Genomic DNA, 17,790 nt, shown 5'->3' on the forward strand with positions numbered 1-17,790 from the left:
GCACCCATAGATGAGGATCTTGCATCATGCACCAATGGATCAACGCCCTGGCCGAACACCAAGCCCGAGGCGAGGCCTGCGTACTGGTGACCATCATCGAAGAACGCGGCTCCACCCCGCGCAATGCCGGTTCGAAAATGGTGGTCAGCGCCTGCGGATCATACGACACCATCGGCGGCGGCCATCTGGAATACAAGGCGCTGCACATCGCCCGGCAGATGCTCGGCGAGCACCGCGGTACCCCGCACCTGGAACGCTTCAGTCTTGGCGCCAGCCTCGGCCAGTGCTGCGGGGGTATGACGGTGTTGTTGTTCGAACCCATGGCCGCCGTGCAGGCGCAGATCGCCGTGTTCGGCGCGGGCCATGTCGGCCGGGCTCTGGTACCCTTGCTCGCCGCGCTGCCCTGCCGGGTGCGCTGGATCGATTCGCGCGAGCAGGAATTCCCTGCCCAGATTCCCGCCGGCGTGACGCGCGTGGTCAGCGAGGAACCGGTCGATGAAGTGGCAGACCTGCCGCCGGGCAGCTACTGCATCGTCATGACCCATAACCATCAGCTCGACCTGGAGCTGACCGCTGCCATCCTCAAGCGCAACGATTTCACCTGGTTCGGCCTGATCGGCTCGAAGACCAAGCGAGTCAAGTTCGAGCATCGCCTGCGCGAGCGCGGGTTCGACCCCGCCCTGGTGGCGCGCATGCGGTGCCCGATGGGCCTGACCGAGGTCAAGGGCAAGCTGCCCATCGAAATCGCCGTGTCCATCGCCGGCGAAATCATCGCCACCTACAACGCCCGCTTCGGCCAGCACGACGCTGCCGCCAACGCCGGCCCCATTGCCCAGTTGCTGCCGCCTTCACGGCGCAGCCAAGCCATTTGACGAGTGAGATATGACCGTTACCCGCAAAGCCTACCGAGCCGCCATCCTGCACAGCATCGCCGACCCGGCCGAGGTAGGCCTGGACGCTTCCCATGAGTATTTCGAAGACGGCGTGCTTGTGATCGACGGCGGACGCATCCAGGCCGTGGGCCATGCCAGCGACCTGTTGCCGACCCTGGACGCCGACATACCGGTAGAGCACTACCAGGACGCATTGATCACCCCAGGGTTCATCGACACCCACATCCACTTCCCCCAGACCGGCATGATCGGCTCCTACGGGGAGCAGTTGCTGGACTGGTTGAACACCTACACCTTCCCTTGCGAGAAGCAATTTGCCGACAAGGACCATGCCGACCAGGTGGCGCAGATCTTCCTCAAGGAGCTGCTGCGTAACGGCACCACCACCGCCCTGGTGTTCGGCAGTGTGCACCCCGAATCGGTCAACGCCTTGTTCGAAGCAGCCGAGCGCCTGGACCTGCGTCTGATCGCTGGCAAGGTGATGATGGACCGCAACGCCCCCGATTACCTGACCGACACCGCCGAGTCCGGTTACGCCCAGAGCAAAGCGCTGATCGAGCGCTGGCATGGCAAAGGCCGCCTGCACTATGCCGTCACCCCGCGTTTCGCACCGACCAGCACGCCTGAGCAGCTGGCACGGGCGGGCCAACTGCTCAAGGAACACCCAGGCGTTTACCTGCACACGCACCTGTCGGAGAACCTTCAGGAAATCGACTGGGTCAAGTCGCTGTTCCCCGAACAGAAGGGCTACCTGGATGTGTACGACCATTTCGAACTGCTGGGCGAGCGCTCGGTCTTCGCCCATGGCGTGCACCTGTGCGACGAAGAATGCCAGCGCCTGGCCGAGACGGGCTCGGCGGTCGCGTTCTGCCCCACCTCCAACCTGTTCTTGGGCAGCGGGCTGTTCAATCTGCCTCAGGCGGAGCGCTTCAAGGTCAATGTCGGCCTGGGCACCGACGTAGGCGCCGGTACCAGCTTCTCGCTGCTCAACACGCTCAATGAGGCATACAAGGTGATGCAGCTGCAAGGCGCACGCCTGCACCCTTTCAAGTCGCTCTACCTGGCGACCCTGGGCGGTGCGCGCGCGCTGCGCCTGGATGACCGGATCGGCAGCCTGCGCCCGGGCAATGACGCGGACTTTGTGGTGCTGGACTACAAGGCAACGCCGCTGCTGGACTATCGCCTGCAGCAGTCCAGAAGCATCGAGGAGACGTTGTCCGTGCTGACCACCCTAGGCGACGACCGCACGGTTCGTGAAACCTATGCGGCCGGGCGTTGCGTGCATCAGCGCGAAAGGTAAGGGTCGCGCTGATGCGAGCCCAGGCGAACGGTCAGTTCTTGACCGTGAGCTTGGGCTTTTTCAGCAGATGGGAGAACACCGCATGCAGATCGTCCGAGGCGCTCTCCTCGTCCAGGTTCAGCTTGCTGTCGATGTGGTCCATGTGATGCATCATCAGGCTGACTGCCTGGGCGGCGTCACGCGCCTCGATGGCATCGATCAGCTGCAGATGCTCGTCGTACGAGCAGTGGGAACGATTGCCGCTCTCGTACTGGGCGATGATCAGCGAGGTCTGCGATACCAGGCTGCGCTGGAAGCTCACCAGCGGCGCATTCCCCGCCGCTTCGGCAAGCTTGAGGTGAAACTCGCCGGACAGCCGGATGCCGGCGCCGCGATCCCCTCGGGAAAAACTGTCGCGCTCTTCGCGGACCATCTGCCGAAGCTCGGCCAGCTGCTCGGCAGTGGCGTGCTCCACGGCAAGCTCGGTGATGGCACGCTCGACCATGCGCCGCGAGAAGAACACCTGGCGCGCCTCCTCCACGGTTGGGCTGGCGACCACGGCACCTCGGTTGGGCCGCAGCAGCACCACGCTCTCATGGGCCAGCCGTGACAGGGCCCGGCGGATGATGGTGCGGCTGACGCCGAAAATCTCGCCCAGCGCCTCTTCGCTGAGCTTGGTGCCCGGCGCCAGACGTTGCTCCAGGATGGCCTCGAAGATGTGCGCATAGACAATGTCGTCCTGGGTACCACTGCGACCGGCCTTGCCAGCACGCGCGGGTTTTTTCAGGGGTTGCAGCTGTTCGTTCATGGGCTCTCGAGGCACGAAGGAAAGTATGGCGTCATTGTACACAGGCTGAGCCGTTTCTGCAGGCGTGCTTTAACGCATATAGCGATTGTTCACCTCACCTGGCATACAAAACATAAAACAGTATTTGCTTTCTTTGTACACAAAAGCATAATCGCTCAGGCAACTTCCTGACCTTACGGTCAACAATGCGCCACGGCACTGCATGCTGCTGGCCAGTTGCCGCCCTCGCGGAGCCGCCAAGTGCATTGCTCAGGACCACGGGCTCCATAACAACAAGAAAGACTTTAGGAGTACTCGCTGTGGAAAGCCGCAAAACCGAAGTCCCTACGCTGGACATCGCTTCACCGCCCGCCACGGGTTGGCTGGAGCGCATTTTCAAACTCAGGCAACACGGCAGTACCGTTAAAACCGAGCTGATCGCCGGGGTGACCACCTTCATCACCATGGCCTACATCATTTTCGTCAACCCCAACATCATGGCCGATGCCGGCATTGATCATGGCGCAGCCTTCGTGGCGACTTGCATCGCCGCCGCCCTCGGCTGCCTGCTCATGGGGCTGTATGCCAACTGGCCAGTGGGCCTGGCACCCGGCATGGGCCTCAATGCGTTCTTTACCTACACCGTGGTCGGCACCATGGGCTACAACTGGGAAACGGCACTGGGCGCGGTCTTCATCTCCGGCGTGCTGTTCATGTTCCTGACGCTGTCCAAGGTGCGCGAGTGGCTGCTCAACAGCATCCCCGTCAGCCTGCGCCATGCCATGGGCGCCGGGGTGGGCCTGTTCCTCGGCCTGATCGGCCTGAAGACCGCAGGTATCATCGTCGACAGCCCCGCCACCCTGATCAAACTCGGTTCGCTGCATGAGCCAGGCCCGCTGCTGGCGGCGATGTGCTTTTTGATGATCGCCATCCTCAGCTACAAGCGGGTATTCGGGGCGATCCTGATCAGCATCATCGGCGTAACGCTGGCGGGCTGGGGTCTGGGACTGGTGAAGTTCGGCGGCGTGGTGTCGATGCCGCCCAGCCTGGCGCCGACCTGGATGGCCATGGACGTGGCGGGCGTGTTCAACGTGAGCATGATTAGCGTGGTCCTGGCCTTTCTGTTCGTGCACATGTTCGACACCGCCGGGACGCTGATGGGCGTGGCACAGCGGGCGAACCTGGTGGCCCCCGACGGCCGTATCGAGAACCTGTCCAGAGCCCTCAAGGCCGACAGTGCTTCGAGCGTGTTCGGCGCCGTAGTCGGCGTGCCGCCGGTCACCAGCTATGTGGAAAGTGCCGCGGGGGTGGCCGCCGGGGGGCGCACCGGCCTGACGGCGGTGGTGGTAGGCGTGCTGTTCATCGCCGCCATGTTCTTTGCACCGCTGGCCGGCATGATCCCCGCCTATGCAACCGCTGGCGCCTTGATCTACGTCGCCATGCTGATGATGGGCAGCATGGCGCACATCAACTGGGACGAAGCGACCGACAGCATTCCGGCAATCGTCACCGTGATCATGATGCCACTGACGTTCTCGGTAGCCGATGGCATTGCGCTGGGTTTCATCAGCTACGTGGCGCTTAAAGCCGGTACGGGTAAATACAAGGAGATCTCTGCCAGCCTGTGGGTGCTGTGTGCGATCTTTATTGCCAAGTTCATCTTCCTCTGAAACTTTCGCAACAGCCAAGGGCGCTTCGGCGCCCATTTGTCATTACCGGCGCGATTGGCGTGCAAATCGATCAAACTAGGATTTTTGCCAGGTGCAAACTGAATCGGTGCTTGTTACAAGTGAAAGCCTTTACGGAGGCCTGCCGATGCACATACCTACCTCTGCCTTATCCACCTATACCCCATATGGTCATAGCCTATGGAGCAAGAGCTCATTGGGCTTCAACGGCGAGTTCAGTGATCCGATTTCCCGCCTGTACCCTCTAGGCAAAGGCCACCGGCTCTACGACCCGACACTGATGAGGTTGCAGAGCCCTGACCACTGGAGTCCATTTGCTCAGGGTGGGCTCAATCCATACGCCTACTGCCAGAACGATCCGGTGAACATGGCCGACCCGTCGGGTCGAGCGCCCGTGACGTTCAGCGCAATCAAGAAGTGGTGGAGGTCAAATCATGAGCTCGCGGCCGAAAGCTTGGGTCTTACCCGAAAGTCGATATCGCCAAACCCGCAGTCCATACCTAGCTTCAATGGGGGGCGGGCCGTGATCCATGAATACACGAGGAAACTCTCAACCAGTACGCCTTTCATCCACAAGCTTGGCGTGGTCAACAGCAACCTGGCCAGCCACGGTGATAATTCCCTGAGCATCGAGCACGCGCAAGTCTATGTAGACATCGCCGATCGCACTAGACGCGCTAGCATTTCCAACACATCTGCGCATTTACTGGCCAGTCAGGAATGGATGAAGGAACGGGGAGCACCTCGCCTGGTCGGCACGAGTTTCAACCTGCTAGGTGCGTTGGCCGCAGGCGCAGAAGACCACGCATTGTTCAGGACCGGCAAGTCGCTGGCATATATGCAACAGAGCATTCGTACCGAAACCACCTAGGCCTAGGCGAAAAAAAGCCCGCCAGTGTGAGAGCGGGCCAAAGGACCTACGAAGATTCTTCTAGCGACCAACTAGCTTCCACGGTAGGTCGAATAACTGTACGGCGATATCAGCAGCGGCACATGGTAGTGCTCCTGCTGCGCATCGATGCCAAAGCGCAATACCACCACATCCAGAAACGGCTGCTCAGGCAGCGCCACGCCACGCCCGCGGTAGTAGTCACCGGCATTGAACTGCAGCTGGTAAACACCCGAACGGTAGTCATCGCCTTGCAATAATGGCGCGTCGACGCGGCCATCGCTGTTGGTGAGCGCCGAGGTGACCAACGTCAACTGGCTGCCTTCGACACGGTACAACTCCACCTTGATTGCGCTGCCTGGGCAGCCATGGGCTGCGTCCAGTACGTGAGTGGTCAAACGTCCCATCTGCTTGTCGCCTCTTGTTTGCCAGGGGCAAGTACGCACGCCAGTGACCCGAACTGGGGCAACGTGCGGCTTGAATTCGCATAATTAAGACATTCTCAAAAAAAATTGTACACAATTTTATTGCTTGCCCAGCCAATTAGCCAACAGACCATGGCTTCAGCGGCAACAATGCAGGGCATAGCGTCTTCATCGCGCTTAGCTGACCAAGTGGGCAGGTTTCTTGCAAGGTATCCAGACACGACACCTGGGCAGAAATACGGAAATTCAGACTTACAAAAGAATTCATAAGTTGTATACAATCATCGCATCCGGTGGTGCGACACAGCGACGCGGCCCGCCACCTTGCCCACACGTACAAGAAGGAAGACTGCAGTGAGCGCTGACTACCCTCGCGACATGATCGGTTACGGCAATAACCCTCCTCACCCGCAATGGCCAGGCAACGCCCGCATTGCCCTGTCGTTCGTGCTCAATTACGAAGAAGGCGGCGAGCGCAACATCCTGCACGGCGACAAGGAGTCCGAAGCCTTCCTCTCCGAGATGGTCGCTGCCCAGCCGTTGCAGGGCGTGCGCAACCAGAGCATGGAGTCGCTCTACGAATACGGCAGCCGCGCAGGCGTGTGGCGCCTGCTCAAACTGTTCAAGGACAGCGGCATTCCCTTGACCATCTTCGCCGTGGCCATGGCTGCCCAGCGCCACCCCGACGTGATCCGCGCCATGGTCCAGGCCGGCCATGAAATCTGCAGCCACGGCTACCGCTGGATCGACTACCAGTACATGGACGAGGCCCAGGAGCGCGAGCACATGCTCGAAGCCATCCGCATCCTCACCGAAATCACCGGCGAACGCCCGCTGGGCTGGTACACCGGCCGCACCGGCCCCAACACCCGCCGACTGGTCATGGAAGAAGGCGGCTTTCTCTACGACAGCGACACCTATGACGACGACTTGCCCTACTGGGAGCCGAACAACCCCACCGGCAAGCCGCACCTGGTCATTCCCTACACCCTGGACACCAATGACATGCGCTTCACCCAAGTCCAGGGTTTCAACTGTGGCGAGCAGTTCTACCAATACCTCAAGGACGCCTTCGACGTGCTGTACGCCGAGGGCGCCGAGGCGCCGAAGATGCTCTCCATCGGCCTGCACTGCCGCCTGGTCGGTCGGCCGGCACGCCTGGCAGCGCTCAAGCGTTTCGTCGATTACGCCAAAAGCCACGAGCAGGTATGGTTCGCCCGCCGCGTCGACATCGCCCGCCACTGGCAAGCCACCCACCCGTACCAGAAAGAGACCGTCTGATGACCACCTTCAAGACCCTCAAGCCGTCCACCCTTGACCGTGACGCGTTCGTCCACGCCTTCGCCGACATCTACGAGCACTCGCCGTGGGTCGCCGAGAAGGCCTACGACCTCGGTCAACTGGACGAACTGGACAACGTGCAAACACTGCATCAGCGTATGAGCGACATCCTGCTGAGCGCACCCCAAGCCGACCAACTGGCCTTGATCAACGCCCACCCGGACCTGGCCGGCAAGGCTGCCGTGCAGGGTGAACTGACCGCCTCGAGCACCAACGAACAGGCCGGAGCTGGTATTCACCAATGCACCGCCGAGGAATTTGCGCGCTTCACCTCGCTCAACGAGGCGTACAAGGCCAAGTTCCAGTTCCCGTTCATCATGGCCGTGAAGGGCAGCGACCGGCACCAGATCCTGGCCTCGTTCGAACAGCGCATCCACAACGATGCCAAGGCCGAATTCGCCGAGGCGCTCAAGCAGATCAACCAGATCGCCCTGTTCCGCCTGCAACAGCTGTAAGCGACCGACGATTCTTTACAGAACAACGCACAATAGAAGAGATAACCGCATGCGCACCCTGATGATCGAGCCCCTGACCAAAGAAGCCTTCGCCCCTTTCGGTGACGTGATCGAAACCGACGGCAGCGACCACTTCATGATCAACAACGGCTCGACCATGCGCTTTCACAAGCTCGCCACGGTCGAGACCGCCGAGCCCGAAGACAAGGCGATCATCAGTATTTTCCGCGCCGACGCGTTGGAAATGCCGCTGACCGTGCGCATGCTCGAACGCCATCCGCTGGGCAGCCAGGCTTTCATTCCGCTGCTCGGCAACCCCTTTCTGATCGTGGTCGCGCCACTTGGCGATGCACCTGTATCAGGCTTGGTCCGCGCCTTCCGCAGCAACGGCAGGCAGGGCGTCAATTACCATCGCGGCGTCTGGCACCACCCGGTGCTGACGATCGAAAAGCGGGATGACTTCCTGGTGGTTGATCGCAGTGGTTCTGGCAACAACTGCGATGAGCATTACTTCAGCGAGGAACAGATGCTGATCCTCAACCCCCACCAATAAGAAAAGGTCGGTCATGCCAGGGCACTGCCCGCGCCTGTGACCGGCAAGAGGTACATACTGTGGAAGCACACCTTCACGAGTGGCTGAACCTGAGCATTCGCTGGGTTCACATGATCACCGGCGTGGCCTGGATCGGTGCATCGTTCTACTTTGTCTGGCTGGAAAACCACCTGAATCGAAGCAACCCGCGCGATGGGTTGTCAGGTGACCTCTGGGCCATTCATGGCGGTGGTATTTACCACCTGGAAAAATACAAGCTCGCCCCGCCGAAAATGCCCGAGAACCTGCACTGGTTCAAATGGGAAGCCTACTTCACCTGGATGTCCGGCATTGCCCTGCTGTGTGTGGTGTTCTACTGGAACCCCACCTTGTACCTGCTGGCACCGGGCAGCACCCTCAGCGGCGCCGAGGGCGTGGCGATCGGTATCGGGTCGCTGGTCGTGGGCTGGTTCGTCTACGACTTCCTCTGCGACTCGCCCCTGGGCAAGCGCCCTGCCCTGCTGGGTGCGGTGCTGTTCGTGCTGATCATTGCCGCCTGCTGGGGCTTCAGCCTGGTGTTCAGCGGCCGTGGGGCCTACCTGCACACGGGCGCGATCATCGGCACCATCATGGTCGGCAACGTGTTCCGCATCATCATGCCGGCCCAGCGCCAGCTGGTGGCTGCCATCGAGAACAACCAGACCCCGGACCCGGTGTTGCCGGCCAAGGGCCTGCTGCGTTCACGCCACAACAACTACTTCACGCTGCCGGTGCTGTTCATCATGATCAGCAACCACTTCCCCAGCACCTACGGCAGCCAGTACAACTGGCTGATCCTGGCGGGGATCGCAGTGGCGGCGGTGTTGATCCGTCACTACTTCAACACCCGCCACGACAGCAACAAGTACGCCTGGACGCTGCCGGTCGGCGCCCTGGCCATGATCTGCCTGGCCTATGTCACAGGTCCCAAGCCGATGCCGGTCAGCCCGGAACAGGCCGCTGCCAAGATCGAGTACCAGCCGTTGCCAGCCACGGCCGTGGGCGGCAAGACGGCGGCCGAACGCCGCGCCGAAGACGCGGCCAAGCCCGCCGAACCGGCAGTGCCGGCCGAGGCGACGGCGCAGGCCGGCGGTGACAGCTTCGAGAAGATCCACCATGTCATCCAGGAACGCTGCACCGTGTGTCACTCCTCCAAGCCGACCAGCCCACTGTTCAGTGCCGCCCCAGGTGGCGTGATGTTCGACACCCCGCAACAGATCCAGGCCCAGGCCGCGCGCATCCAAGCGCAAGCGGTTGCCAGCCAGATCATGCCGCTGGGCAACATCACCCAGATGACCACCGAAGAGCGCAAGCTGGTAGGCGACTGGATCGCCAAGGGCGCGCCTGTCAACTGACCGCAATTGGCTACACCGCATAACGTCGTACGCAAGCATCGAGCGCAGGCGCTGGCCCAGGCTTAAAGCAACGCGATCTTCAAGTCGAAGATCGCCGCTTGAACCTTGGGCTCGCCCGCCGCTTGGATCCGAGAATAAAAACAAAACTCGAGGTGCTGCATGTCCGAGTCATCCAAGGCGTCTATCCCGGTAGCGCCGCCGCGACAGCCCCTGCCCCTGTTCCAGCTCTTTCTGGTTGGCCTGCAACATGTGCTTCTGATGTACGGTGGCGCCATCGCGGTACCGCTGATCATCGGCCAGGCCGCAGGCCTGTCCCGCGAAGAAGTCGCCTTTCTGATCAACGCCGACCTGCTGGTCGCTGGGGTCGCCACCCTGGTGCAATCGCTGGGCATCGGCCCGGTGGGCATTCGCATGCCCGTGATGATGGGGGCCAGTTTTGCCGCCGTTGGCAGCATGGTGGCCATGGCCGGCATGCCCGGCGTGGGCCTGCAGGGTATCTTCGGGGCCACCATTGCCGCAGGCTTCTTCGGCATGCTGGTCGCGCCCTTCATGTCCAAGGTGGTGAGGTTTTTCCCGCCGCTGGTGACCGGCACGGTGATCACGTCCATCGGCCTGTCGCTGTTTCCCGTGGCGGTGAACTGGGCCGGAGGCGGCCAGCAAGCGACCACCTTCGGCTCACCGATCTACCTGCTGGTCGCTGGCCTGGTGCTGGCAGTGATTCTGTTGATCAACCGCTTCATGCGGGGCTTCTGGGTCAACGTGTCGGTGCTGGTGGGGATGGGCCTGGGTTACCTGCTGGCGGGATCGATCGGCATGGTCGACCTCTCGGGCCTAGGGGCCACGCCCTGGTTGCAGGTGGTCACCCCGCTGCACTTTGGCATGCCCACCTTCAGCCTGGCCCCGATCCTGTCGATGTGCCTGGTGGTGGTGATCATCTTCGTCGAGTCCACCGGCATGTTCCTGGCCTTGGGCAAGGTCACCGACCGCGAAGTCACCCCAGGCATGCTGCGCCGCGGGCTGCTGTGCGACGCTGGCGCTTCCTTCATCGCAGGTTTTTTCAACACCTTCACCCATTCCTCGTTCGCCCAGAACATCGGCCTGGTGCAGATGACCGGCGTACGCTGCCGTTTCGTCACGGTGGTGGCCGGCGGCTTGCTGGTGGTACTCAGCTTGCTGCCCAAGGCGGCCTACCTGATCGCCTCGATTCCGCCAGCGGTGCTCGGCGGCGCGTCCATTGCCATGTTCGGCATGGTCACTGCCACTGGCATCAAGATCCTTCAGGAAGCGGACATCGGGGATCGGCGCAACCAGTTGCTGGTGGCGGTCAGCGTCGGTTTCGGCCTGATCCCGGTGGTACGGCCGGAATTCTTCGCTCAGATGCCCCAGTGGATGGAGCCCATCACCCATAGCGGCATCGCCATGGCCACGGTTAGTGCGCTGGTGCTCAACGTGCTGTTCAACATTCTCGGCGGTGCGGACCGCGCGGCGCACAACGCGCCCTGCCACCCCCACTGAGCCAACGGGCGGCGCCCTGCCCGCCCGTGCTTTACGCCTGAATCACTGCTGTGCCGTCGGCCCACCCCGCGTGGGCCGCCCGGGGCGCGCACGCGCCTGACAACCCACAAGAACAACATCCGGGAGCTGTCACATGAACCACATCCCCACAGCCTTGTTGCTGGGCACCAGCCTGCTGGCCAGCGTACCGAGCCAGGCCGGCCAATGGCTGCAATGGCACGGCGAGAGCCTGACCTACCTGTACGGCAAGGATTTCAAGATCAACCCTGGCATCCAGCAGACGCTCACGTTCGAGCACGCCAACAAGTGGAAATACGGCGACACCTTCCTGTTCGTCGACAAGATTTTCTACAACGGCAAGGCCGATCCCGGCAAAGGGGTGACCACCTACTACGGCGAGTTCAGCCCTCGTTTCTCGCTGGGCAAGATCCTCGACCGCAAGCTCGCGTTCGGCCCGGTCAAGGACGTGCTGCTGGCCATGACCTACGAGCGTGGCGAAGGTGACAATCAAGCCTACCTGATCGGCCCAGGCTTTGACCTCGACGTGCCAGGCTTCAACTATTTCGTGCTCAATTTCTACGTGCGCAATACCGAAGGCAGCCGCCCCGGCGACAACGTATGGCAGATCACGCCCGCCTGGTCCTACACGGTGCCACTGGGCAAGTCCGACATTCTGATAGACGGCTACATGGACTGGGTGACCGACAACGACCAGAACCGACGGGGCACCTACCACGCCAACCTGCACCTCAACCCGCAGGTGAAATACGACCTGGGCAAGGCGCTTAGCCTGGGTGACAAGCAGCTGTACGTGGGCTTGGAGTACAGCTACTGGAAAGACAAATACGGCATCGACAGCCGGGGCGCCCTGGACAGCAATCAGAGCGTGGCCAGTGCCTTGATCAAGGTACACTTCTGACAACCTGACCACATGCACAGGTTTGCTCCACCATGCTCCACGACGGAGCACTTGAGGCCAGGCGCGCAAGCCAGTAATCTGCGCGCCCCCTCGATCAGGGCAGAACGGATTCTGCCTGCGTTTACTGACCGCTCAGTCAATGAATTCGGGCGGTTGGCCAACGTGTTGCCAGCCTGAAAGACCCTTTTCATCCGTTCAGAACGACGTCGAGCAGGACGGTTTCGCCAACCGGGAGAAAGTTGGCTCAACCCTTGCCAGACAGCTGTGGCCCATCGAAAAAAGCTGACTAAAAAGACAGAAAAAGCGCCAACACCGAGCGCTGACAACAGATCAACCAAGGGAGCGACATCCGCAATGCGTACCATCAACAGCCTGATCCTCGCCGGCGGCCTGCTGGCCTGTGGCACCACCTTCGCCGGCGACCTGCTGCAGTGGCAGAGCAACAGCCTGACCTACCTGTGGGGCAAGAACTTCAAGGTCAACCCGTCGACCCAACAGACCCTGACCTTCGAGCACGCCGACGGCTGGAAGTACGGCGATAACTTCCTGTTCGTCGACAAGATCTTCTACCAAGGCCAGAAGGACGCCGGCAACGGTCCCAACACCTACTACGGCGAAATCAGCCCGCGCCTGTCTTTCAACAAGATCTTCGACCAGAAGCTGTCCTTCGGCCCGGTCAAGGACGTGCTGCTGGCCATGACCTATGAGTTTGGCGAGGGCGACACGGAAGCCTACCTGATCGGCCCCGGCTTCGACCTGGACATCCCAGGCTTTGACTACTTCCAGCTGAACTTCTACCAGCGCACCACCGATGGCAGCCGCCCTGGCGACAATGTCTGGCAGATCACCCCGGTGTGGGCCTACACCATCCCGGTCGGCTCCTCCGACGTGTTGATCGATGGCTTCATGGACTGGGTGGTGGACAACGATGAAAACCGCCGTGGCACCTACCACGCCAACCTGCACTTCAACCCGCAGATCAAGTATGACCTGGGCAAAGCCATGCACCTGGGCGAGAAGCAGCTGTACGTGGGTGTTGAGTACGACTATTGGAAGAACAAGTACGGCATCAAGGACTCCGGCGCCTTCACCACCGACCAGAACACCATGAGCTTCCTGGTCAAGGTGCTGTTCTGATCACGGCATGATCGCGGGGCCGCGAGCCGGCCCCTTTGCCGAGGCGTCGTCGCTCAACCGGTCGCGCGTGCGCGAACCCAAGAGAATCCGCCGACCACCAGTGCCGCCAGGCCTCCGGCGACAGCCCCGACAACCCCGAACACGACGTGCTTGGCAACCGCTTCCCAGCTTCCGCTGTGCGCAACCCAGCCTTCGATGACATGCTCCAGGGGTGCAATGCCTTCGGCAATGAATGTCCCGCCGACCAAGAACATCGCGACCGTTCCGATCCAGGACAGCGCCTTCATCAGGAAAGGCGCGGCCGACACCAGCACTTCACCCAACTTTCTGACCGCACGGCCCCACATACCCTGGGCCTTGGATTTCGCCAAGGCGAAGCCTGCGTCGTCCAGCCGCACAATGCCAGCGACCAGCCCATAGACGCCCATCGTCATGACCAGGGCGATCAGAACCAAGGTCAGGATCTGCTGGTACAGCGCAGCCTCAGCCACCACGTTGAGGGTGATGACGATGATCTCCGCGCTCAAAATGAAGTCGGTCTTGATCGCCCCTTTGATCTTGCGTTGCTCATACGCGGCCAGTTCCTCGGGGGTTTTGGGAAGCGCCTTTTTTCCTTGCGCCTTGGCGCCATGCTCGCTGCGAGAAAACTTGTCCTTGATCGCCTCGAAGCCCTCGTAGCACAGATACAGGCCGCCGGCCATGAGCAGCCATTTGACCGCTGCCGGCAGCACTGCACTGAGGATCAGGGCGCAGGGCACCAGGATGGCCTTGTTCTTCAGAGAGCCTTTGAATACAGCCCATACCACCGGCAGTTCGCGATCGGCCTTCATGCCCGTCACTTGCTCGGCGTTAACGGCCAAGTCATCGCTCAGCACGCTGGCCGACTTCTTGGCCGCGACCTTGGTCATCAACGAGATGTCATCCAACAGGGCCGCGATGTCATCCAACAACGCAAAAAAACTGCTGCCAGCCATTCCATTCACCCTTAGTAGACGCGTGCGATTTCATCATCCTGAAACGCCTGAATAGCCAGACGTGCTCCCAGGGCAATCACGATGGCATACAGACCGGCCGGTGGCTGAACAGTTCTGCCGGGCGCGTGTGCGGTGGCCTGCGGCAGCAGAGGAGGTTCAGGGCAGCGTCAGGCACGGGGCAGCGCGCATGACGATTCGTTCATGGACGCAAACGAACAGCCGTGGCCAAGCGCCTGTCTCTATCTCATCGATCACGTCCTTTCATTCGCACCAGGAGTATTCATGGCAAAGCTCAACATGGCCCAGCAGTTGGCCTCGACCCTCGAACAGGCCGGTATCAAACGTATCTGGGGCCTGACCGGCGACAGCCTAAATGGCCTGACCGACGCCCTGCGCAGCATGGACAGCATCGAATGGATGCACGTGCGCCATGAGGAAGTCGCCGCCTTCGCCGCCGGTGCCGAGGCGGCGGTCACCGGTGAGTTGACGGTGTGCGCTGGCAGTTGCGGGCCGGGCAACCTGCACTTGATCAATGGCCTGTTCGACTGCCACCGCAACCGGGTGCCCGTGCTGGCCATCGCCGCGCAGATCCCCTCCTCGGAGATTGGCCTGAACTACTTCCAGGAAACCCATCCGCAAGAACTGTTCAAGGAATGCAGCCATTTCATCGAACTGGTCAGCAACCCTGCACAGATGCCGCAGGTGCTGCACCGGGCCATGCGCTCGGCCATCCTCAATCGCGGTGTGGCGGTGGTGGTGATTCCCGGTGACGTATCGCTGCTGGAGGTCGAGCAGAAACCGGCGGCCTGGCCTTCCCTGCAGCAGCCACGCATCCTGCCTACGGAAGTCGATCTGCAGCGCCTGACCGAGTTGTTGCAGGACAGCCACAAGGTGACCCTGCTGTGCGGCAGCGGCTGCGCCGGTGCGCATGACCAGGTCGTGGCCCTGGCCGATGCACTCGGCGCACCGGTGGTCCATGCGTTGCGCGGCAAGGAGCATGTGGAATGGGACAACCCCTTCGATGTCGGCATGACGGGCTTGATCGGCTTCAGTTCCGGTTACCACGCGATGCTCGGCTGCGACACGCTGGTGATGCTCGGCACCGACTTCCCCTACCGGCAGTTTTTCCCAAGCGACGCCAAGATCGTGCAGGTCGACCGTGATCCGCAAGCGCTGGGACGACGCGCAACGTTATCGCTGGGCATCGCTGCCGATGTCGGCGAAACCCTCAACGCCTTGCTGCCACGCCTGACGCGCAAGACCGATCGGCGCTTCCTGGATGATGCACTCAAAGCCTACAGCAAGGCGCGGCAGGGGCTGGACGATCTGGCGGTACCCTCCAAGGGTGACCGGCCGATCCACCCACAATACGTCACGCGCCTGCTCAGCGAACTGGCCAGCGAAGACGCGATCTTCACCGCCGACGTCGGTTCGCCCACGGTCTGGGCGGCGCGTTACCTGAAGATGAATGGCCAGCGTCGCCTGGTCGGCTCGTTCAACCACGGCTCGATGGCCAACGCCATGCCACAGGCCATGGGCGCACAAGCGGCCTTCCCGGGGCGCCAGGTAATCTCGATGAGTGGCGACGGTGGGTTCAGCATGCTGATGGGTGACTTCATCTCGCTCGCCCAGCTCAAGCTGCCCGTGAAGGTGGTGGTGTTCAATAACGCGTCACTGGGCTTCGTCGCCATGGAAATGAAGGCTGCCGGTTACCTGGATACCGGCACCGACCTGCACAACCCCGACTTTGCCGCCATGTCCAATGCCATGGGCATTCTGGGCATTCGCGTCGAGCGCTCCGAAGACCTGGAGCAGGCCCTGCGCCGTGCCCTGGCCCACGACGGCCCCGTACTGCTCGATGTAGTCACCGCCACGCAAGAGCTGGTCATGCCGCCGGCGATCAAGCTGGAGCAGGCCAAGGGCTTTAGCCTGTACATGCTCAAGGCCGTGATGAGCGGGCGCGGCGACGAGGTGCTGGACCTGGCGAAGACCAACCTGCTGCGCTAGCGCCCACGTGCGCGACTGGATGCAAAGGCCCTGCCCAAAGCCGCTGCCTTGAGCCGCCATTGGGCACGGTGCTACCATGCCGGCTGCCTCCTAGGCTCTGTGTGAAAAGTCTTGAGACGAAGGTCAGGCAAGGCGAAAACAGCCGAGGAAGCGGAGTTTACGGGTTGTAAATGAGCATTCCGAGGCTGTTTTCAACGCAGCATCACCGAGTATCAAGGCTTTTCACACAGAGCCTAGAGGTGGCCTGACACGAGGAAAATCCCTGACCATGAGCACCATTCGCGAGCGCAACAAGGAATTGATCCTGCGCGCGGCCAGCGAGGAATTCGCCGACAAGGGCTTCGCAGCCACCAAAACCAGCGATATCGCCGCCAAGGCTGGCCTGCCCAAGCCCAACGTCTACTACTACTTCAAGTCCAAAGACAACCTGTACCGCGAGGTGCTGGAAAGCATCATCGCACCGATCATGCAGGCCTCCACCCCGTTCAACGCCGATGGCGATCCTCGCGAGGTGCTGAGCGCATACATTCGCTCCAAGATCCGCATCTCCCGCGACCTGCCCCATGCGTCGAAGGTGTTCGCCAGCGAAATCATGCACGGCGCCCCGCATTTGTCGCCCAGCCAGGTCGAACAGCTCAACGAGCAGGCGCGGCACAACATCGAGTGCATCCAGCACTGGATAGACCGCGGCCAGATCGCCCACGTCGATGCGCATCACCTGATGTTCAGCATCTGGGCGGCAACCCAGACGTACGCTGATTTCGACTGGCAGATCTCGGCAGTGACCGGCAAGGCCAAGCTGGCCGACAGCGACTACGACGCGGCGGCCGAAACCATCATCCGCATGGTGCTCAAAGGCTGCGAACCCGAGCCGGCCTGAGCAGTACCGCCTTGCCGTTTGCCCTGCACGGACCCAGGCCCGCTGGGGGCTGGGGCATCGAGCAACGGCAGTTGATGCGGGTCAGGCCACCGCGCCCGCATCGGCGCGCAGCCCCAGCGCCTCGATGGCACTGATCGCACACTGCTCGTCGATATCCGATGTGTCCCCGCTGATCCCCACCGCCCCCAGCACCCGCCCATCCTGATCACGCACCAGCACACCGCCTGGCGCCGGCACGACCGCCCGTTCGCCCAACCCGTTGAGCGCGGCGAAGAAGGCCGGCCGTTGCTGCGCATCCAGCGCCAGCAGACGCGAGCCCTTGCCCAGTGCTATCGCACCCCAGGCTTTGCCCGTGGCGACCTCGGGTCGGATCAGGCTCGCCCCGTCTTCACGCTGCAAGGCAAGCAAGTGCCCACCGGCATCGAGCACCGCCACCGTCAGCGGCGCCGCCTGGATGGTACGCCCGGCAGCCAATGCGGCGTTTACCAGGCTCAGCGCCAGGTTCAGGTTCAAAGCATTCATGGGAAGGTCCTCTTTTTATTGTGAGAAGCCCTGAGGGCAGTTGAAAACCGATACCCCAATAGAACACAACCGAAAATATTTTTGTATACAATATTTAGATTCAATCGTATTCGATAGCGCAAACACCCTATTTCACGGCCGCATCGACTTGCC

At 61.6% G+C, this 17,790-nt stretch carries 17 protein-coding genes; 13 read left to right on the top strand and 4 right to left on the bottom strand.

The annotated features are described in order from the left end of the window. The first annotated feature begins 26 nt into the window (after positions 1 to 26). Together xdhC and guaD are read left to right on the top strand one after the other, a co-directional pair. The gene (gene xdhC / locus ACF8E5_RS00795) at positions 27 to 872 is read left to right on the top strand and encodes a xanthine dehydrogenase accessory protein XdhC (protein ID WP_058638553.1); all 846 of its coding nucleotides are present in this window, start codon (positions 27 to 29) and stop codon (positions 870 to 872) included. A gap of 10 nt (positions 873 to 882) precedes the next feature. Next, entirely contained in the window at positions 883 to 2,193 is a 1,311-nt protein-coding gene (guaD, locus tag ACF8E5_RS00800; RefSeq protein WP_392474763.1) for a guanine deaminase, read from the top strand. 31 nt (positions 2,194 to 2,224) lie between these two features. On the opposite strand, the gene ACF8E5_RS00805 is transcribed toward guaD, so the two are convergent. Beyond that, positions 2,225 to 2,980, bottom strand: a complete 756-nt coding sequence (locus ACF8E5_RS00805; RefSeq protein WP_058638551.1) for a GntR family transcriptional regulator — start codon at positions 2,978 to 2,980, stop codon at positions 2,225 to 2,227. Between the two features lie 299 nt (positions 2,981 to 3,279). Between ACF8E5_RS00805 and ACF8E5_RS00810 the strand changes: the two genes are divergently transcribed. Continuing rightward, entirely contained in the window at positions 3,280 to 4,629 is a 1,350-nt protein-coding gene (locus tag ACF8E5_RS00810) for an NCS2 family permease (protein WP_058638550.1), read from the top strand. A gap of 145 nt (positions 4,630 to 4,774) precedes the next feature. Then, positions 4,775 to 5,518 (top strand): RHS repeat-associated core domain-containing protein, encoded by a 744-nt coding sequence (locus tag ACF8E5_RS00815; RefSeq protein ID WP_078478861.1) that lies wholly within the window; start codon positions 4,775 to 4,777, stop codon positions 5,516 to 5,518. Positions 5,519 to 5,589: 71 nt separating this feature from the next. On the opposite strand, the gene uraH is transcribed toward ACF8E5_RS00815, so the two are convergent. Further along, the gene (gene uraH / locus ACF8E5_RS00820) at positions 5,590 to 5,943 is read right to left on the bottom strand and encodes a hydroxyisourate hydrolase (RefSeq protein WP_058604793.1); all 354 of its coding nucleotides are present in this window, start codon (positions 5,941 to 5,943) and stop codon (positions 5,590 to 5,592) included. 372 nt (positions 5,944 to 6,315) lie between these two features. Here uraH and puuE point away from each other — a divergent pair, with 372 nt between their 5' ends. From puuE to ACF8E5_RS00855, 7 genes are all read left to right on the top strand, one after another. Next, a complete protein-coding gene (gene puuE, locus ACF8E5_RS00825; protein WP_058638548.1) occupies positions 6,316 to 7,242 on the top strand; it encodes an allantoinase PuuE in 927 nt (308 codons plus the stop codon). Next, positions 7,242 to 7,757 (top strand): 2-oxo-4-hydroxy-4-carboxy-5-ureidoimidazoline decarboxylase, encoded by a 516-nt coding sequence (gene uraD / locus ACF8E5_RS00830; protein ID WP_058638547.1) that lies wholly within the window; start codon positions 7,242 to 7,244, stop codon positions 7,755 to 7,757. Before puuE ends, uraD begins: the two co-directional genes overlap by 1 nt. Before the next feature lie 49 nt (positions 7,758 to 7,806). Beyond that, positions 7,807 to 8,310 (top strand): ureidoglycolate lyase, encoded by a 504-nt coding sequence (locus ACF8E5_RS00835; RefSeq protein WP_023535901.1) that lies wholly within the window; start codon positions 7,807 to 7,809, stop codon positions 8,308 to 8,310. A 59-nt stretch (positions 8,311 to 8,369) separates the two neighbouring features. Continuing rightward, positions 8,370 to 9,683: a urate hydroxylase PuuD gene (locus tag ACF8E5_RS00840; RefSeq protein WP_027915998.1), complete on the top strand. Its 1,314-nt coding sequence runs from the start codon at positions 8,370 to 8,372 to the stop codon at positions 9,681 to 9,683. 159 nt (positions 9,684 to 9,842) lie between these two features. Beyond that, positions 9,843 to 11,198, top strand: coding sequence for a nucleobase:cation symporter-2 family protein (locus tag ACF8E5_RS00845; protein WP_023535929.1), 1,356 nt, complete (start codon positions 9,843 to 9,845; stop codon positions 11,196 to 11,198). A gap of 133 nt (positions 11,199 to 11,331) precedes the next feature. After that, entirely contained in the window at positions 11,332 to 12,117 is a 786-nt protein-coding gene (locus tag ACF8E5_RS00850) for an outer membrane protein OmpK (RefSeq protein ID WP_196126031.1), read from the top strand. A 354-nt stretch (positions 12,118 to 12,471) separates the two neighbouring features. Further along, positions 12,472 to 13,254: an outer membrane protein OmpK gene (locus ACF8E5_RS00855; protein ID WP_023535873.1), complete on the top strand. Its 783-nt coding sequence runs from the start codon at positions 12,472 to 12,474 to the stop codon at positions 13,252 to 13,254. A 53-nt stretch (positions 13,255 to 13,307) separates the two neighbouring features. Here the strand turns inward: ACF8E5_RS00855 and ACF8E5_RS00860 are convergent, their stop codons facing one another. Continuing rightward, positions 13,308 to 14,228: a DUF808 domain-containing protein gene (locus tag ACF8E5_RS00860; RefSeq protein WP_182139735.1), complete on the bottom strand. Its 921-nt coding sequence runs from the start codon at positions 14,226 to 14,228 to the stop codon at positions 13,308 to 13,310. A gap of 282 nt (positions 14,229 to 14,510) precedes the next feature. Between ACF8E5_RS00860 and poxB the strand changes: the two genes are divergently transcribed. After that, a complete protein-coding gene (gene poxB / locus ACF8E5_RS00865) occupies positions 14,511 to 16,235 on the top strand; it encodes a ubiquinone-dependent pyruvate dehydrogenase (protein ID WP_144967056.1) in 1,725 nt (574 codons plus the stop codon). Positions 16,236 to 16,503: 268 nt separating this feature from the next. Next, positions 16,504 to 17,115 carry a TetR/AcrR family transcriptional regulator gene (locus tag ACF8E5_RS00870; protein ID WP_078478865.1) on the top strand — a complete coding sequence of 204 codons (612 nt, stop codon included), beginning with the start codon at positions 16,504 to 16,506 and terminating at the stop codon, positions 17,113 to 17,115. An 81-nt stretch (positions 17,116 to 17,196) separates the two neighbouring features. On the opposite strand, the gene ACF8E5_RS00875 is transcribed toward ACF8E5_RS00870, so the two are convergent. Continuing rightward, positions 17,197 to 17,637 carry a heme-binding protein gene (locus ACF8E5_RS00875; RefSeq protein WP_078478866.1) on the bottom strand — a complete coding sequence of 147 codons (441 nt, stop codon included), beginning with the start codon at positions 17,635 to 17,637 and terminating at the stop codon, positions 17,197 to 17,199. Between the last annotated feature and the right edge of the window lie 153 nt (positions 17,638 to 17,790).

Source organism: Pseudomonas sp. WSY_20, assembly GCF_043104335.1.
GTDB lineage: Bacteria > Pseudomonadota > Gammaproteobacteria > Pseudomonadales > Pseudomonadaceae > Aquipseudomonas > Aquipseudomonas parafulva_B.

What these genes read in the sequence shown, in the direction of transcription:
- xdhC (WP_058638553.1), top strand. Translation starts at nt 27, where the DNA reads ATGCACCAATGGATCAACGCCCTGGCCGAACACCAAGCCCGAGGCGAG.
- guaD (WP_392474763.1), top strand. Translation starts at nt 883, where the DNA reads ATGACCGTTACCCGCAAAGCCTACCGAGCCGCCATCCTGCACAGCATC.
- ACF8E5_RS00805 (WP_058638551.1), bottom strand. Translation starts at nt 2,980, where the DNA reads ATGAACGAACAGCTGCAACCCCTGAAAAAACCCGCGCGTGCTGGCAAG.
- ACF8E5_RS00815 (WP_078478861.1), top strand. Translation starts at nt 4,775, where the DNA reads ATGCACATACCTACCTCTGCCTTATCCACCTATACCCCATATGGTCAT.
- uraH (WP_058604793.1), bottom strand. Translation starts at nt 5,943, where the DNA reads ATGGGACGTTTGACCACTCACGTACTGGACGCAGCCCATGGCTGCCCA.
- uraD (WP_058638547.1), top strand. Translation starts at nt 7,242, where the DNA reads ATGACCACCTTCAAGACCCTCAAGCCGTCCACCCTTGACCGTGACGCG.
- ACF8E5_RS00835 (WP_023535901.1), top strand. Translation starts at nt 7,807, where the DNA reads ATGCGCACCCTGATGATCGAGCCCCTGACCAAAGAAGCCTTCGCCCCT.
- ACF8E5_RS00845 (WP_023535929.1), top strand. Translation starts at nt 9,843, where the DNA reads ATGTCCGAGTCATCCAAGGCGTCTATCCCGGTAGCGCCGCCGCGACAG.
- ACF8E5_RS00850 (WP_196126031.1), top strand. Translation starts at nt 11,332, where the DNA reads ATGAACCACATCCCCACAGCCTTGTTGCTGGGCACCAGCCTGCTGGCC.
- ACF8E5_RS00855 (WP_023535873.1), top strand. Translation starts at nt 12,472, where the DNA reads ATGCGTACCATCAACAGCCTGATCCTCGCCGGCGGCCTGCTGGCCTGT.
- ACF8E5_RS00860 (WP_182139735.1), bottom strand. Translation starts at nt 14,228, where the DNA reads ATGGCTGGCAGCAGTTTTTTTGCGTTGTTGGATGACATCGCGGCCCTG.
- poxB (WP_144967056.1), top strand. Translation starts at nt 14,511, where the DNA reads ATGGCAAAGCTCAACATGGCCCAGCAGTTGGCCTCGACCCTCGAACAG.
- ACF8E5_RS00870 (WP_078478865.1), top strand. Translation starts at nt 16,504, where the DNA reads ATGAGCACCATTCGCGAGCGCAACAAGGAATTGATCCTGCGCGCGGCC.
- ACF8E5_RS00875 (WP_078478866.1), bottom strand. Translation starts at nt 17,637, where the DNA reads ATGAATGCTTTGAACCTGAACCTGGCGCTGAGCCTGGTAAACGCCGCA.